17 protein-coding genes are annotated in these 15223 nt (G+C 35.3%); 4 read left to right on the top strand and 13 right to left on the bottom strand.

Annotation, left to right across the window (positions count from 1 at the left end; all coding sequences use genetic code 11):
- The first annotated feature begins 10 nt into the window (after positions 1-10).
- The 3 genes from LNP04_RS08930 to LNP04_RS08920 are packed head-to-tail and all read left to right on the top strand — an operon-like array spanning position 11 to position 2746.
- Positions 11-607, top strand: coding sequence for a riboflavin synthase (locus LNP04_RS08930; RefSeq protein WP_229986142.1), 597 nt, complete (start codon positions 11-13; stop codon positions 605-607).
- A complete protein-coding gene (locus LNP04_RS08925) occupies positions 597-2051 on the top strand; it encodes a HAMP domain-containing sensor histidine kinase (RefSeq protein ID WP_229986141.1) in 1455 nt (484 codons plus the stop codon). The genes LNP04_RS08930 and LNP04_RS08925 overlap by 11 nt, the downstream gene beginning before the upstream one ends.
- Positions 2051-2746 (top strand): tRNA1(Val) (adenine(37)-N6)-methyltransferase, encoded by a 696-nt coding sequence (locus LNP04_RS08920; RefSeq protein ID WP_229986140.1) that lies wholly within the window; start codon positions 2051-2053, stop codon positions 2744-2746. The genes LNP04_RS08925 and LNP04_RS08920 overlap by 1 nt, the downstream gene beginning before the upstream one ends.
- A gap of 1 nt (position 2747) precedes the next feature.
- Here the strand turns inward: LNP04_RS08920 and LNP04_RS08915 are convergent, their stop codons facing one another.
- Both LNP04_RS08915 and rpmH read right to left on the bottom strand, forming a co-directional pair.
- Entirely contained in the window at positions 2748-3458 is a 711-nt protein-coding gene (locus LNP04_RS08915) for a cell division ATP-binding protein FtsE (protein WP_229986139.1), read from the bottom strand.
- 156 nt (positions 3459-3614) lie between these two features.
- On the bottom strand, positions 3615-3773 hold the full coding sequence (gene rpmH / locus LNP04_RS08910; RefSeq protein ID WP_034679005.1) for a 50S ribosomal protein L34: 159 nt from the start codon (positions 3771-3773) through the stop codon (positions 3615-3617).
- A 199-nt stretch (positions 3774-3972) separates the two neighbouring features.
- Here rpmH and LNP04_RS08905 point away from each other — a divergent pair, with 199 nt between their 5' ends.
- Positions 3973-4977 carry a bifunctional oligoribonuclease/PAP phosphatase NrnA gene (locus LNP04_RS08905; RefSeq protein ID WP_229986138.1) on the top strand — a complete coding sequence of 335 codons (1005 nt, stop codon included), beginning with the start codon at positions 3973-3975 and terminating at the stop codon, positions 4975-4977.
- 32 nt (positions 4978-5009) lie between these two features.
- Here LNP04_RS08905 and LNP04_RS08900 read toward each other — a convergent pair whose 3' ends face one another.
- The 11 genes from LNP04_RS08900 to LNP04_RS08850 all read right to left on the bottom strand — a co-directional run bounded on the left by LNP04_RS08900 (position 5010) and on the right by LNP04_RS08850 (position 15218).
- On the bottom strand, positions 5010-5807 hold the full coding sequence (locus LNP04_RS08900) for a patatin-like phospholipase family protein (protein WP_229986137.1): 798 nt from the start codon (positions 5805-5807) through the stop codon (positions 5010-5012).
- A gap of 45 nt (positions 5808-5852) precedes the next feature.
- The gene (locus tag LNP04_RS08895) at positions 5853-6674 is read right to left on the bottom strand and encodes a hypothetical protein (protein WP_229986136.1); all 822 of its coding nucleotides are present in this window, start codon (positions 6672-6674) and stop codon (positions 5853-5855) included.
- A gap of 10 nt (positions 6675-6684) precedes the next feature.
- Positions 6685-7467, bottom strand: a complete 783-nt coding sequence (locus tag LNP04_RS08890; protein ID WP_229986135.1) for an alpha/beta fold hydrolase — start codon at positions 7465-7467, stop codon at positions 6685-6687.
- A gap of 9 nt (positions 7468-7476) precedes the next feature.
- On the bottom strand, positions 7477-8004 hold the full coding sequence (locus LNP04_RS08885; RefSeq protein ID WP_229986134.1) for a hypothetical protein: 528 nt from the start codon (positions 8002-8004) through the stop codon (positions 7477-7479).
- A 64-nt stretch (positions 8005-8068) separates the two neighbouring features.
- Positions 8069-8587, bottom strand: a complete 519-nt coding sequence (locus tag LNP04_RS08880) for a biopolymer transporter ExbD (RefSeq protein WP_229986133.1) — start codon at positions 8585-8587, stop codon at positions 8069-8071.
- A gap of 193 nt (positions 8588-8780) precedes the next feature.
- Positions 8781-10358 carry a T9SS type A sorting domain-containing protein gene (locus LNP04_RS08875; RefSeq protein ID WP_229986132.1) on the bottom strand — a complete coding sequence of 526 codons (1578 nt, stop codon included), beginning with the start codon at positions 10356-10358 and terminating at the stop codon, positions 8781-8783.
- A 125-nt stretch (positions 10359-10483) separates the two neighbouring features.
- Positions 10484-12556, bottom strand: a complete 2073-nt coding sequence (locus LNP04_RS08870) for a thioredoxin family protein (protein ID WP_229986131.1) — start codon at positions 12554-12556, stop codon at positions 10484-10486.
- 51 nt (positions 12557-12607) lie between these two features.
- Positions 12608-13660, bottom strand: coding sequence for a D-alanine--D-alanine ligase (locus tag LNP04_RS08865; protein ID WP_229986130.1), 1053 nt, complete (start codon positions 13658-13660; stop codon positions 12608-12610).
- A 2-nt stretch (positions 13661-13662) separates the two neighbouring features.
- Positions 13663-14346, bottom strand: a complete 684-nt coding sequence (locus LNP04_RS08860; protein WP_229986129.1) for an NRDE family protein — start codon at positions 14344-14346, stop codon at positions 13663-13665.
- A complete protein-coding gene (locus LNP04_RS08855) occupies positions 14347-14856 on the bottom strand; it encodes a DinB family protein (RefSeq protein ID WP_229986128.1) in 510 nt (169 codons plus the stop codon).
- Entirely contained in the window at positions 14853-15218 is a 366-nt protein-coding gene (locus LNP04_RS08850) for a DoxX family protein (RefSeq protein ID WP_229986127.1), read from the bottom strand. Before LNP04_RS08850 ends, LNP04_RS08855 begins: the two co-directional genes overlap by 4 nt.
- Positions 15219-15223 lie beyond the last annotated feature (5 nt).

Raw genomic sequence — 15223 nt, 5'->3', positions numbered from 1 at the left:
AAAAAATAATATGTTCACAGGAATTATTGAAGCGATAGGGGTTATTGAAAAAATTGAAGAAAACGGCAGCAACATTAATTTTACTTTAAGTTGTCCGTTTACTCATGAATTAAAGATTGATCAGAGTCTTGCTCACAACGGCTGTTGTCTTACGGTGGTTGAGATTACCGAGAGCCAATACGTTGTTACTGCAATCAATGAGACATTAGAAAAAACCAATTTAGGAAAGTGGGAAGTAGGAAGTGTAGTGAATCTTGAGCGCTGCATGATGATGAATGGAAGACTTGATGGCCACATCGTTCAGGGACATGTAGATCAAACCGGTGAAATAATTGACATTGAGAACAAAGATGGCAGCTATTTTGTTACTGTACAGTATAGTTCAGAAGGGGGTTTCGTAACAGTTCCGCAAGGTTCAATCACTGTAAACGGAATCAGTCTTACTGTTGCCAAAAGCGGAGATTTTCAGTTTTCGGTAGCTATTATTCCTTACACTTGGGAGTTTACCAATATGAAAAATGTGAAAATCGGTGATAAAGTCAACCTTGAATTTGATATCGTTGGTAAATACATTGCTAAATTAATTAACAACAAGAATGTCGTTTAATAAATATAAAGGATATAGTTTAAGAAACCGGGTTTTTTTTGGTTTCCTACTCGTATGTCTTTTGAGTGTTGCTGCTTCTTCATTGGTGCCCTACTTTGTTTTGAGAAATAATTCTCTGCAGCAAAGTAAAATCGATATGCAGGAGAAGACCAATGCGGTGATGAGGTATCTGGATTACGCAGTCAGTCAGTCGACGGTGCGTACAGAAGATCTTCCTGTGGTTTTGAAGAATAAAATTTTTGAAATTGCAGACATCAATCAACACGATATTATTATTTATGATTTAAAAGGAAACTACTTACTTTCCAGTAGGGACGGAAATTTAGTTGATAAGAAAAAGATTCCGATTAATATTGTGAATAAACTTCTTTCTACGGAAGCGAGATATGATTTTCGGGAGGTAGATGAGTCAAAAGATGCCGTTTTTACGTCATCTTATTTGCTCTTAAAAAACAATATGTGGGAACCGATTGGGATTATCTATATTCCTTTGTATCACAATGAATCTGCTTATCTTGATGTTCTTCATAAATATGTCATTTATATTTTGATCGTTGATATTTTACTGATTGCATTCAGTATTTGGCTGAGCTGGGTGACTTCCACCAATCTTGCAAAAAATATCACCAAATTTTCGGATATGATTACGAGGATTACGCTTTTTGAAAACGAAATGCGTCCTATTAAATATTATAAAAATGACGAGCTCAATGCGTTGGCGAGAGCTTACAATCGCATGATTCTTCAGATTCAGGATCAAAAAGAAAGGCTTCGTTTCAAGGCGTCAGAAGAAGCTTGGCGTGAAATGGCAAAACAGGTTGCGCACGAGGTTAAAAACCCTTTGACACCGATGAAACTGACGATTCAGAATTTTGAAAGAAAATTTGATCCCAATGATCCTGATGTAGGCGAAAAGGTTAAAAGATTAAGCAAAACAATGGTTGATCAGATTGACCTGATTGCTACAGTTGCCTCAGCATTCTCTGAATTTGCCAAGCTTCCAGAAAAAAATAATGAAGTCATTAATTTAAATACAGAAATTGATGATATTCTAAGAGTTTTTAACGATGATCAGATATTTGTGCATTCCAATAAAAGCAATATCATGATCAGTATGGATCGAATTTATCTTTCCAGAATCATTACCAATCTTGTAACCAACGCAAAACAGGCGCAAAGCGATGATCGCAATCTTCTCGTAAATGTAGATATTGAGCAACACCAAAGAAAAGTTATAATCTCAGTTCAGGATAACGGAATTGGAATTGCTGAAAATATGTTTGAAAGAATTTTTGAACCCAATTTTACTTCAAAAAATAGCGGAATGGGTTTAGGTTTATCGATGGTTAGAAAAATGGTGGAAGATTACAAGGGTCAAATTACCGTTAAATCTGAAATTGGTAAGGGTTCTACATTCATTATTACATTACCTACAAATCTTTAGTGAAACCTTTTAAATTTAAACAGTTTGAAATTCAACAGTCAGCTGACGTTTTCCGTGTGGGGACGGATGGTGTTTTGTTGGGTGCTTTGGCGAATATTAATTTTGCTAAAAATGTTCTGGAGATTGGTACGGGAAGTGGTTTGATTTCTTTAATGCTGGCTCAAAGAAATTTAAATGCAATTTTTTTAGGTATTGATATCAATGAAGAAGCTGTCAATCTCACAAAATTTAATTTTGAAAATTCTCCATTTCATTTAAGATTAAAAAATAGTCTCCAGGATTTTAAAACTTTTGAAACTGATGAAAAGTTTGATCTAATTGTATCAAATCCGCCTTATTTTGAAGAAAACTCTTCAGGTAAAGATGTTCTCGCCAGGCAAACCGTTGAATTGAATTTCCAGCAATTGATCTCAAAATCTTCACAATTACTTTCCGAAAACGGGATTTTTTCTGTAATTATCCCTTTTGAAATTGGTGCTTATTTTATTGAAATTGCTAAAGAAAATCAATTGTTTCTCAACCGAAAAGTTAATATTTACGGAATTGAAAATTCAAAAATAAAAAGATTAGTATTAGAATTTTCTCAAATTGAGAAAGCTCTGGAAGAATCTGATTTTATCATAGAAAAAAGTCCGAGAAATTACTCGGACCAATATCTTGAACTCACCAAAGAGTTTCATGTTTTTAAAGAATAATTTATTCAAATAATTCCGCTGTATCAAGCACAGAAACTTTACCGTCTTCACATCTGATGGCTTCCCCAGGGAAGTTCTGAATCATGTGATAATCATGTGTTGCCATTACAACAGCAGCTCCATTTTCAGCGGCAACCTGCTTCAGTAAAGTCATGATTTCGTTCGAAGTTTCAGGGTCAAGATTTCCCGTCGGCTCATCGGCCAAAATCAAATCAGGATGATTCAAGAGTGCTCTTGCGATGGCAATACGTTGCTGCTCACCTCCAGAAAGTTCGTGCGGCATTTTGTGTTTCTTTCCTTTCATATTTACGCTGGAAAGTACTTCATTGATGCGCTCATCCATTTTTGGCTTATCTTTCCATCCGGTAGCTTCCAAAACGAATTTCAGATTCTTCTCAACGGTTCTGTCAGAAAGTAATTGAAAATCTTGGAAAACGATTCCTAATTTTCTTCTCAAATTGGGAACGTCAGAAGCTTTTAATTTAGCCAAATCAAATCCTACCACTTCGCCAACGCCAGCAACCAAAGGAATGTGTCCGTATAAAGTTTTGAGAAGTGAGCTTTTTCCGGAACCTGTTTTCCCGATTAGATAGCAGAATCTGCCTTTCTTGATGTTTAAATTAACATCAGTAAGCACGGTAAAATTTTTCTGTGTAATTTTTGCGTGTTGTAGGTTGATGATATTGTCTCCAGATATATTTGTATGTGGCATAAACTCGATTTTTAGAGGCTTTTTCCAAAAAGTTTTTTCAGATTTTAAAAATAGAAAAAAGAAGCTTTATAAACCTAAAATTTAGGAAAATTTAACAACAAAAAATGCTTGAAAAAACTTATTTTCAAGCATAATCTGTATATTGTAAGTTAAGAATTATCTCTTAGCTCTTGCAGAACTCACTGTAAGGCTTTTTCTGCCTTTAGCTCTTCTCGCTGCCAAAACTCTTCTTCCGTTTGGCGTAGACATTCTCTCTCTGAAACCGTGTTTGTTTCTTTTCTTTCTTTCTGATGGCTGGAACGTTCTTTTACTCATTACTATATATTTTAGTCGTAATTATCTATTAATTTTCAGGTTGCAAATATATGTATATTTTTATTAAGTGCAAATATAATCTTAAATTATTTTAATGAAATATTAGTTCAAAACTTTACTAGTGCAATAGAGGTATTTTTACTTTTTAAAGATTGATACACCTAAAAACTTTATCTTTGAAAACTCAAATTTAAAGAAAATGTTTACACCTGCCGAACTTTTAGAAATCAATAAGCTTCTTATCCCGGAAAATAAAATCGTAATCCTTACCCATTACAATCCGGATGGTGATGCCATTGGTTCAAGTTTAGGTCTTAAACATTATCTGCGTGCAAAAGGTATTGGAGCTGAGGTTGTAACTCCAAACGATTTCCCGAAGTTCCTGAAATGGATGCCTGAAGCAAAGAAAAACATCATCGGAGAATACAAAAGAAAATTAGCTTTTGATCTCATCAACGATGCAGATGTGATTTTCTGTTTAGATTTTAATTCTCCTGCAAGAATCGGGCTTTTGGGTGATTGGCTGATGAAGGCGAGGGCAAAGAAAATTTTGATGGATCACCACCAGCAACCGGAAGATTTTGATTTTGTGTATTCAGATACGATTATTCCCGCAACCTGCCAGATGATTTATCATTTTATTGAGGCGATGGATGATGAAGATTTGGTGAATAAAGAAATTGCAGAATGTCTGTACACCGGAATTATGACAGATACCGGCGGTTTTCGTTTCCGATCTACAAGTGCGGCGACGCATAGAATTGTGGCTAATTTAATTGAAAAAGGAGCAGATCCTTCTGTGATTACTTCAAATACATGGGATACCAACACGGTTTCACGTTTACACTTATTGGCTCTTGTTTTAGGGCGAATTGAAGTGGTGAATGACGGTAAAGTAGCTGTTTTATCTCTAACGAGAAAAGAACTTCAGGAATACGGTTTCCAGAAAGGTGATACGGAAGGTTTTGTAAATTACGGATTGAGCATTGTCGGTGTGAGAATGTCTGCTTTCTTCATGGAAGATCTATATGAAGATTTTATTAAAATTTCTTTCAGAAGTAAAGATGAAGTCGACGTGAATCAGTTCTCTAGAAAATATTTCAGCGGTGGCGGCCACATCAATGCTGCAGGAGGGAAATCTATGGAGTCTTTGCCAGATACGATTGAGACGTTTAAAAAGAGATTGGTTGATGAGAATTTGTAGTTAGTATTAACTCATCATTAATAACTCAAAACTTATAACTTAAACTTCGTATATCCTTTTTTCTCAAGCTCTACACACGTATATTCATAAACTTCTTCAAACATTGCGTCTAAAGAGTTTTTTTTGAATAAACTGAACTTGGTCATTTTCGGAGGATCTAAAAAAATATCACAGGATTTGGCTTTAGAATAAACAGATTTTGCGATTGCTAAATGTAAAATACGGTCAAATTCTTTCATTAAACTCATATTTTCAAGGCTGTCATAGCTGATAGAATTGACGTGTGAAGCAATTAGAAAATCACATTTATCAATAATTGGTTCTATAGGCAAATTGTCTAAAACTCCACCATCCACATAAATTTTTTCGCCCATTCTTACGGGAGGCAATACAAAAGGAACGCTCGATGATGCCAAAAGCGGTCTGAATAATTCGCCTTCCGAGAAAAAATCTACAATCCCATGAGTCATTTCTGTCGCTGCAACATAAACGGGAATTTTTAAAACTTTAAAATCATCTTCAGGAATATAATCCATTAATAATTTCAAAATAAATTTTGAACTGAAAATTCCGTTTTTGGAAAGTTTTAAATATGAACGAGAGAAAAAAGTTGTTTTCCTTACAATTTCCATCATCTCATCGGGTGAAGTTCCGATAGAGTAGAATGCGGCAATGATAGAACCTGCACTGGTTCCCGAGATGATTTGAGGCTTCAGATCGTATTCTTCCAACGCTTTGAGGACAGCGATGTGGGCAATTCCACGCATTCCGCCGCCCGATAAAGTAAGACCTATAATTGGTTTCTTTTTTTTGAAAGAGAATAATCCCATTGAAAATTTTAAGCTATACTAAGTTAAGTGAATTTTATAGAAATACTACGGTTCATCACATTCTGAATCTATTTTTATAAACAAATTATCAAATTCTTTGTTCATCTTTTCATCATGCTGCGGATTTTCAATATCTGAGTTGGCGCAGTTCCCCCAACCGAATGTAATCAAATCTATTATCGCATAATCTTTCCAATTTGAGGATTTAAGATGATTTTCAAATTGATTGATAATCCTTTGCGGATCGCCATTCTTTTCACTCATTTCTTCACGGAGCTTTCGCCATTCAGCAATCATTTCATCATCATTAGAATTTAAAGCTTTCGCAAAATTTCTACAGTTTCCCGTAAATTTATTATTGATTAAAATTGAAGGATCAGAATAAGCTGCAATTTGAAGTTTCTTCTTTTCATATTCCTGATACAAAGATTTTGCCTGTAGTTTTTTTATATCTTGCCAATAAGGAACATTAACAACTTTCAGATTCTCAATGATTTTTTTCTTTACAGCAAAATCTTTATCAAGTTGATTTAAAATTTGATTTTTGTTTTGCCTTACTTTCTGCAAATCATCAAAATCAAAAACCGATGGCGTATCTAGTTGAACTCCGCCCATTTGAAACCAAAGCTTATAAGTTCCTTCCAATTCTTCAAGAGAATATTTAGCAGCGTCAAAATACCCTTTACTGTCGCAAAGTTCTGTGACAAAAGCGAAAATTTCGGGCTGAGCTGATTTTATGGCTAAAGAATCAGGTTTAGATTTTTCAGCAATTGATGTTGTATCTTTTTGATTTATAGTAGAATCCGATGATTCTTTTTTGCAACCGATTAATGAAACGAAAAGCACAGAAAATATCCAGATTCTCATAAATGATTTTTTACAGAAGAAATTTTTTCGGAAGATGATGAAGTAGTTCTGTATTGATAATTTCTGCACAGATGATTGGTTTTTCCCAATGACCATTGTGTCCGCAATCGACAATATATGATTTTATATTGGTTCTATCCGGAAGGTTGTTGATGGTTTTGTCGGTTTTTACGGCGTTGTCGTGTTTTCCGGCAATGACTAAAATTTTGGCTTCCAGATTTTCAAGAATATGCTTTTTATCGGTTCTTGCTACCATACCTTTTACGCAGGCTAAAGCGCCCAAATTATTGGTGGAAAGTGCAACTTCTAAAGCAGTTTCTATTTTTCCTTCCAGAACATCTCTTTCGTTTTGATTGAATAAATTCGGAATTCCGGCTCTCGCATAATGCTGAAAAGCATCCTTGATGATTCTGTAACTTTTTATACGCTGCTCTTTTTTTTCTTCGTCATCTGCGAAATAAGTTGAAAAAAATAAGGTTAAACTTTTCAGGTTTTCAGGAAACTTTTCGGCAAAAGCTAATGAGGTGTAGCCGCCCATCGAATGACCAAGAAGATGAAAGTTTTCTAAATTTTGATTATCAACTAGCTTTTTCACTTCGTCAGCTATCAGTTCCATGGTGTGAACTTCAGCTAAAATATCAGACTTTCCGTGACCGGGAAGATCAATTTTTAATAAAGTAAAATCTTTAGAAAGATGCGATTCCATGTCACTCCAGATGCTTAGGTTTTCCATAAAACCGTGTAGCAGAACCAATGTTTCCTTTCCGTTTCCTTTCTTTTCGAAGTTGAGCATAGTGTAGATTTAAAAATGAATATCAATGTAATCTACAAAACCCGAACCATTTACCATATCCTGAAGTCGGTAGGTTTTTCCGCCATCTTTAGACATAAACGTTTTTGTGCCTTTTCTGGTGTATGGCTTTCCGTTATCGTTATCAGAAATGCTTTGAGTGATTTCTCCGGTGAAATTCATGTGTTTAGCAGTAACAACCTGTACAAAACCTTTTAGATTAACTGAATTATTACCAGACTTTATGCTTCCTGATACAGTATAATTATCTCTTTCGCCTTCAATTTTTGTAAAATTTACCGAGCCTGAATATTTTGGTGAACTGTCATTCTGATAAACGAATTTGTGACTTCCGCTGAAATCTCTGAAACGGTTTTTGCTGTTTAAAGCTTTGATGCTGTCATTGATTTTTGTTCTTTCGGCGTTGATGGAGTCTGTGATTTTGGTGCTGTCAGATTTTTCAGGAGTTTTTTGAGTTTCTTTTTTCGAACATGAAAAAGTGAGAATTCCTGCGATGGCTATGATTAAAGTTTTTTTCATCAATACATAAATTATATTCTCAAATTTAAATAAAAAAAGAGCATTATAAAAATGCTCTAGAGTATTATTTGATTACGTTTTCGTAAACTTTCTTTTCCCAGGGTTTAATATCGCTTATTCCGTATCTTTCTTTTTTCGAAATTGAAATATTATCCATCATGTCTACAAAGTTTTTGTAATTCGATTCGTCTGTAGGTTTTACGATGATAGTGAAGATTTCTTTTTTGGGAGCTTTTTCGTAAGCATCAGAAATAATCTTTGAAACATTCACACCATTGTAGTCTGTTTCCTTTAAACCAGCCTCTGTAAGATCTTTTGCATTACTTTGATGATAAAAGACGCGGTTGTTTTCTCCGATGATGAAAGTGATTTGGTTTTTATCTCCAATCACATTTTTTGGTTCATGAACAGGGTCTTTTCCAGGTAATCCCAAATCCATCACGTTGGGTTTTGAAAAGCTTGATGTAAACATGAAAAACATGAGTAATAAAAAATTTAAATCGACCATCGGAGTCATATCGATTTTAACGTTTTTCTTTTTTTGTCTGCCTCCGGATTTTTCTTGTGGAATAATTTCTGCCATAACTTAGATTTTTAATGTTGAACAATTATAAGAATCAGTGTTTTTCTAATTCACCATAAATTGATCGATACAAAGTTTATGCCTGTTTTGTGGATTTGATTGTTTATTTTTTGTTATAGTAAGATTTTAAATAAAAAAAACCTTGCATTAGTTTTATTATCGCAAGGTTTTATGATGTTTTAATATTTTGAGCTTATTTTTTAATAATCAATTTTTCAGAACGAACGTTTTTTTCTGCGCTGTCAATTTGAAGAATATATATTCCGTTTGCAAATGTTGAGGTATTAATTGAAATATTTGCCTGAGAATACTTTTTACCGAAAATCTTTCTTCCAACAGCATCAAAAATAGTCACGGTACTTTCTTTTGGAAGATGATTGATATAAACAAAATCTTTTGCAGGATTGGGATAAATTTCAGTTTTTTCAGAATCATTGTTCTCGACGGTTCCCAATTCTTTAGAGCCTTGTAGCTTTAAAATCCAAAAATCAGATTGCCCGTGGTTTCCAGTAACATCTCCACTGTCGGGATTTGATGATGAATATCCTGCTGCAGCCAATCCGCCGTCTGTGGTTGAAATAATGCTGTTTGCTGTTTCAGCGCCATTTCCTCCGTATGATTTTTGCCAAAGTAAATTGCCGGAAGTATTTAATTTTGTGATCCAAAATTGTGTAGAAGCAGCGGGTTCAGACTCCAGAATTCCGGTGTTTGAAGATGCGTACCCTGCAGCGATATAGTTTCCATCCGGTGTTTGTTTTACCGAATAAGCCTGATCGTAGGTCATGGTTCCAAGGGTTTTTTGCCACTGCAGATTGCCTGATGCATCAAGCTTAAGAATCCAGAAATCTCCTTGTCCGTTATTGAACGTTATATTTCCGTCGGTAGAGTTGGTGCTACCCGCTACAATATAACCATTGTCTGAAGTTTGGGCTATGGAATAAGCGAGATCTTCTGCGGAACCTCCGAAACGTTTTTCCCAGATAATATTACCTGTGTTTCCTAACTTTACAATCCAGAAATCTCTTACGCCCAAGGCGGTGCTGGAAATGTTTCCGTTGTTTGCAGAATTGGTTTCTCCTGCTACTATATACCCACCATCATTGGTTTGCTGAATCTCATACGCTCTTTCTTCGCTGGTACCCCCGAGAGCTTTTTGCCATTGAAGGTTTCCTGAGGAATCTAATTTTAACACCCAATAATCGTTTGAGTATGAACCGTGGTTTCCGCTAATGTCGCCGTTGTTTGAACCTGAATGTCCTGCTACCACATATCCTCCGTCAGCAGTTTGCTTTACAGAAGTTGCAACATCCTGAAATGTGCCGCCATAGGTTTTTTGCCATTCAATATTTCCAAGTGCATTCAGTTTTACAATCCAATAATCTGCATATCCTTTGTTCAGGGTAATGTCGCCATCAGTTGAGGTAGATGATCCTGCAACCACATATCCTCCATCTGCGGTGTTGCAGATCGAGTTTGCCTGGTCGTCACCAGATCCGCCAAGAGATTTTTGCCATTGAAGAGTTCCTGAAGCGTTCATTTTTACGACCCAGAAATCATTATTTCCCTGATTCATGATTGCATTTCCATCGGAAGATTTTGAATATCCCGCAGTAATATACCCTCCGTCAGGTGTTTCTATAATAGATTTTGGTATGTCAATATTTGACCCTCCAAATGATTTTTGCCACTCAATATTTGGAATGGTAGATTGGGAGTAGGTGCAGATTCCATAATGGGCAAAGAGGAGTAATAAAATAAATTTATATTTCATAGTATTATAATTTATATTATTGATTATCAAATATAATTAAATTTAAGAAATATAAAAAGAGGTATAATTGTTTAAATAAAAAACTCATGCCTTTCGACATGAGTTATGTTTAGCTTTTGAAGTCTTTACTTATTATTTTTAAAATAATTAACGCCGCACTCTAAGAATTTTTTGAAATCTTCTTTCGGCATATATCCGGAAACCGGCGTGTTAATTACTTTTCCGTCAGGCGTGATCAAAACATAATGTGGCTGCGAGTTATTATTAAAGTTTACTTGTTGAAATAAACTCCATCTGTCACCAATTGTTTTTACTTTTTTCACCTGACCCTCACCAAGATCAATCTTTGTTTTTTGGTGTTCAGGAAGTTCTTCTTTGTCGTCTACATAGAGAGAAGCAAGCACAATGTCGTTTTGAAGAATCGGTAAGATGTCAGGTTCGCTCCAGACGAATTCTTCCATTTTTCTACAGTTTTCACAACCATAGCCTGTGAAGTCAATCAAAATGGGTTTGTTTTCTTTTTTTGCTAATTCAATAGCGTTAAAGAAATCATGTTCGGGCTTCATTCCTAGAATTCCGTCTTTTTCGTTGTGGAAATAACTTACATTCAACGGAGGCAAGATTCCGCTTAATAACTGAAGTTTTGGTCTTTCTGCAGGCACTAATCCCTGAATTAAATAAATCACAAAACCAATTCCTAAAGCTCCAAGAATCTTTCTTGACCAAGATATTTTCGGTTTTTTATCGTCATGCGGAAATCTGATTAATCCGAATAAATATAATGCTAAACCTATCGCAATCACGATCCAGATTGCAATGAAAAGTTCTCTTTTAATTAAGAATGTTTTTGAAACTAAATCTGCCTTCGATAAGAATTTTAAAGCTAGAGCTAATTCCACGAAACCTAAAACCACTTTCACTGTATTCATCCATCCTCCCGATTTTGGAAGACTTTGTAAAGCCTGCGGGAATAATGCTAAAAGTCCGAAAACAATTGCCCACGCAAATCCGAAACCGGCCAAAGCAAACGTCAGCAACATGGGAACGTTGGTAGAACCTGTCACGGCGCTCCCCAATAAACTTCCTAAAATAGGTCCTGTACAAGAGAATGAGACAATCACTAATGTCAGCGCCATAAAGAAAATTCCAATGATTCCTCCAGCTTCCTCGGCTTTTGAAGATTTGTTGGCTATTGAGCTTGGTAAAGTGATATCGTAGTATCCAAAGAAACTTCCTGCGAAGAAAATAAAGATGATAAAGAACACCACATTCAGCCAGACACTGGTTGAAATTTCATTAAAAACGTTTCCTGCAATTCCGTCAATTAAGTGGAAAGGAAGACTTAATAGAACAAAAATAATCAGGATGAAAAATCCATAAATCAATGCATCTCTTTTGCCTTTTGCTTTGTTTTTATTTCCTTTTGTAAAGAACGAAACCGTCAATGGAATCATCGGGAAAACGCATGGTGTAAGCAAAGCGATCAATCCGCCAATGAAACCTAAGAACAAATAGGTCCAATAGTTTTCAGATGCCTCAATCGTTTTGGTTCCGCAATCAGTCAAAGGTTTTTTGAAATCTATCGATGCTATTTTCAGCTGTTTTGGGTCGAGCTTTGAAGTTTTTGTGACCGTAATTTCTCCTTTTGTCGGATTTTCAACTACCGTTTCAGTAGTTTTTACAGAATCTTTTACTTCTTCAGTTGGCGCAACAGCGTCTTCTGAAACTCCTTTTGGAGTAATTTTTTGATTAAATTCTAATGTGTTCGGAGCCAGACAGACTCTGTCATCACAAGTCTGGTAGGTGATTTCAGCAACGACTTCACCTGGTTTTGTTCCGTCCTTTAATTTGAATTTTTGTTTGAATGCTACATTGTTTGCATAATAGGCAATTTCTCCACCGAAGGCATCAGAAAATTCCTGAATTTTTTTACCAGATTCAATTACCTTTCCAACTGTTGTAATGTTTGATCCTGAAAGTTTTAATTCTGTCGGAATTGCTGTGTCATCAGGAATATCCTTCGAGTTAATATGCCAGCCGCTTTCCAAAGTTGCATTAAGAACGGCTTCGTATTGGTTGTTACCCAATTCATTCACTGTGAATTTGAACTTTACAGGATTTTTGATCTGTGCAGAAAAACTGAGAGTGAGAAAAAAGAAAAGGAGAAACGAAATTTTATAAATCGAAGAGAATCTCATATTTTTATTTTATGTAAATACTATGATACAAAAGTAATTGTTTTTTGCAGATTAATCAACCGAAGAAAGCTTCCTCAGTCTTTTTTCTACGGCAAGATTATTTTTTAAAGCTAAAAATCCCTCTTTTACGTCAAGATAAGGAAAACCTGTTTCGTGATTTTTCCTGCTGATTTCTGCCATTATTTTCCAGTGTTTTGTGATTTCTTTCCACGCAAAAAAAAGAGAATGTTTGGGGTCGTACATGTGCGTTGGTTCACTTTTAGCACCATTTATTTCAATGATTGTAAAGCTTTTGCCTACTTGCAAAAGTTCCAGATTCTCAAACATGACATCAAGTCTTCCGAAATAAAAGCCATTCACTTTGGTACAGATTTCATCTATTTTTTGTTCTAACTTTTCTGTAACTTCACTTGAAATGTCAATGAATTTTGCTCCTCTGGTATGACTTCCAAACGGAATGAGAATAATTTCTTCGTTTTCAGGAACTATTTTCTGCATTTCGCTTCCCATTTTCTGTTCTATGGCTTTGATCTGGAATGCACTTCTGGGATTTTCCATCACAAGTTCTCTCAACGTTTTTCTGCCGTTTCCTTTTACGGAAAGAAATTCTTTCTTCACCATTCCTGTGATTTTTCCCGATTTTTGGTCCGGAAATCTGTAGTAAAAAATTCCGACTTCATTCTGATAATTTATTTTTTCCTGAATCAGAAAATAGCAATCGCTGTTCTTTTGATAATCTTCTAATTCATTTAAATCTTCAAGTTGAACAACTCCTAATCCTTTCAGCCCAATGTTTGGTTTTACGATAACTGGGAAGTGGATGGTTTTCGATTTTAATTCAGATGAAATTTCCTGAAATGACTTTTCTGAGGAAGCAAAAATAGTTTTTGGAATCCAGTTTTCGGGAATCAGATCGTAGATTTCTTTTTTGCTTTCCATTGCCATTCCTCCGTATTTTATGGAAGGATTTGCACCGTGAAAAAATAAAAGTGTCCTTGCTTTATACGCGCAATACAGCCAAACCGGAAATAGCGGAAGATAAATAGAATAAACTGACCAATATTCCCAGTTTGTAATTTTATGAAGTCGATATTTGAGTTTCATTTTTAAGGAAAATTTTTTTCAGTTTTTGAAGATAAATTCAGTCGATCGTAATGTTTCAGGGCAATTTCATCAGCAATGATAACCTGTGTTGTACTGATGGTTTGTATCGTATTTTGCCTTTTGATGGTGATTCCGTTTTCCAGATCATCGGTTTTCTGATGGTGGAAATCTAAAATATCTTCTTCGGAAATCGGCTCGATTTGCAGAAATTCTTTGAAAATTTCCCTTCTTTTTTCCTGTGCTTTTGCATCGTACAAAGTTGCGGAAGACCAGATGTACGGAAGATAAGCGTCTAATCTTTTAAAATGTTTTTCGGTTCCGTCCCAGCGAAATTCTGCCAATTGTTTTTCATGAAAAATTACCAGTGTGAAAGGTTCAATGTTTTCCAAATCAATTAATTCTATTGACTTGAAAATATCTTCTTCCGCTATCAGATCCAAAACAATCAGTCCACGGCTTTTTCGGTATTCCTTTTTTACCGGATGATTTTCAAAAGCACCGTTTAATAAAATGAGGGCATTTCCGTTTTCTGAAACTGCAAACCACGTTCCGTTTTTGGTAGCATCTTTCGGATAAAAGATACCTTTTTCACGATGAATTTCCTGTGCAGAACGATTCGGTTTCTCATCCCGGTTGGAAGTCAGAACAATTTTATTTTTAAGCGGAAAATACGTTACAGTACACATTTAGTTTAAATTTTGGGTTTCTCTGTATTGAATCGTTGAAGGGGCAATTCCGAAATTTTTGTTGAGCAAATGACTCATTTTAATTTCGTTAAAAGCTACTTTTATCAACGCCTGATGATGGATGCAATGTGCGATATTGTACAAAAGTTCCCGAAAGAAATTGGTCGGAATTTCCAAAGAAATAGTTCCCACAGTTTGATGCATCATCAAATTTTTGTTGGGCAAATTAATGCTGAAAAGTATTTCGGAAATAATCTCTATCGCCTTTTCAGGATTGTTTTCTAATTCCAGATTTCGTTGTCTTTCATCATAATTAATCTGATTCGTATGGTAAGAATTCCGTAAAATTTCCAGAAACTCAATAATGTGTCTCGTGTGTCCACCAATCGTAGAGCCGTCCAGAGAAGGAATACTCTGAGTGTACATTTTTGCCGAAACTTTTCTCAGTAAATTCTGTTGTTCGGTAAGGATCTCGTGTAAGATCGCATAAACCGATTGGTCTTTATTCATACTTTACTTCTTTTAAATTTAAACAAAAGAATCACACAGAAAACAAAAACGGTAAGTGCAAGGTAAAACAATTTTCCGCCATCGTTATTGGTATTGATTCCCAGAATGAAAATGTGTGAGACAATTGCTCCAATCATCGTTACAAGTCCCAGAACGGCTCCCCAAAAAGTGGTTTTAGGGTTCAGAATTAAAACTGCCGTGATGAGTTCCAGAATACCGGAAAAAATCCTTCCGAAAGGTTCTGCGTGAAGTTGGGAAAAAATGGCGACAGAATCCGGATGAGCCGTAAATTTGAAGAATAAAGTCTGCAGTAAAATTAGGGTGGGAATTAATCGTAATGCCCAATTGATATAGTTTTTCATATCTC

This window comes from Chryseobacterium sp. C-71 (assembly GCF_020911865.1).
Classification (GTDB): Bacteria; Bacteroidota; Bacteroidia; order Flavobacteriales; family Weeksellaceae; genus Chryseobacterium.
Note: the sequence above shows the minus strand (reverse complement) of the source record. Positions and strands in the feature narration are given on the sequence as shown.

Excerpts from the sequence above, each read along its gene's own strand:
- LNP04_RS08930 (WP_229986142.1), top strand. The coding sequence starts at position 11 with ATGTTCACAGGAATTATTGAAGCGATAGGGGTTATTGAAAAAATTGAA.
- LNP04_RS08925 (WP_229986141.1), top strand. The coding sequence starts at position 597 with ATGTCGTTTAATAAATATAAAGGATATAGTTTAAGAAACCGGGTTTTT.
- LNP04_RS08915 (WP_229986139.1), bottom strand. The coding sequence starts at position 3,458 with ATGCCACATACAAATATATCTGGAGACAATATCATCAACCTACAACAC.
- rpmH (WP_034679005.1), bottom strand. The coding sequence starts at position 3,773 with ATGAGTAAAAGAACGTTCCAGCCATCAGAAAGAAAGAAAAGAAACAAA.
- LNP04_RS08905 (WP_229986138.1), top strand. The coding sequence starts at position 3,973 with ATGTTTACACCTGCCGAACTTTTAGAAATCAATAAGCTTCTTATCCCG.
- LNP04_RS08900 (WP_229986137.1), bottom strand. The coding sequence starts at position 5,807 with ATGGGATTATTCTCTTTCAAAAAAAAGAAACCAATTATAGGTCTTACT.
- LNP04_RS08895 (WP_229986136.1), bottom strand. The coding sequence starts at position 6,674 with ATGAGAATCTGGATATTTTCTGTGCTTTTCGTTTCATTAATCGGTTGC.
- LNP04_RS08890 (WP_229986135.1), bottom strand. The coding sequence starts at position 7,467 with ATGCTCAACTTCGAAAAGAAAGGAAACGGAAAGGAAACATTGGTTCTG.
- LNP04_RS08885 (WP_229986134.1), bottom strand. The coding sequence starts at position 8,004 with ATGAAAAAAACTTTAATCATAGCCATCGCAGGAATTCTCACTTTTTCA.
- LNP04_RS08880 (WP_229986133.1), bottom strand. The coding sequence starts at position 8,587 with ATGGCAGAAATTATTCCACAAGAAAAATCCGGAGGCAGACAAAAAAAG.
- LNP04_RS08875 (WP_229986132.1), bottom strand. The coding sequence starts at position 10,358 with ATGAAATATAAATTTATTTTATTACTCCTCTTTGCCCATTATGGAATC.
- LNP04_RS08870 (WP_229986131.1), bottom strand. The coding sequence starts at position 12,556 with ATGAGATTCTCTTCGATTTATAAAATTTCGTTTCTCCTTTTCTTTTTT.
- LNP04_RS08865 (WP_229986130.1), bottom strand. The coding sequence starts at position 13,660 with ATGAAACTCAAATATCGACTTCATAAAATTACAAACTGGGAATATTGG.
- LNP04_RS08860 (WP_229986129.1), bottom strand. The coding sequence starts at position 14,346 with ATGTGTACTGTAACGTATTTTCCGCTTAAAAATAAAATTGTTCTGACT.
- LNP04_RS08855 (WP_229986128.1), bottom strand. The coding sequence starts at position 14,856 with ATGAATAAAGACCAATCGGTTTATGCGATCTTACACGAGATCCTTACC.
- LNP04_RS08850 (WP_229986127.1), bottom strand. The coding sequence starts at position 15,218 with ATGAAAAACTATATCAATTGGGCATTACGATTAATTCCCACCCTAATT.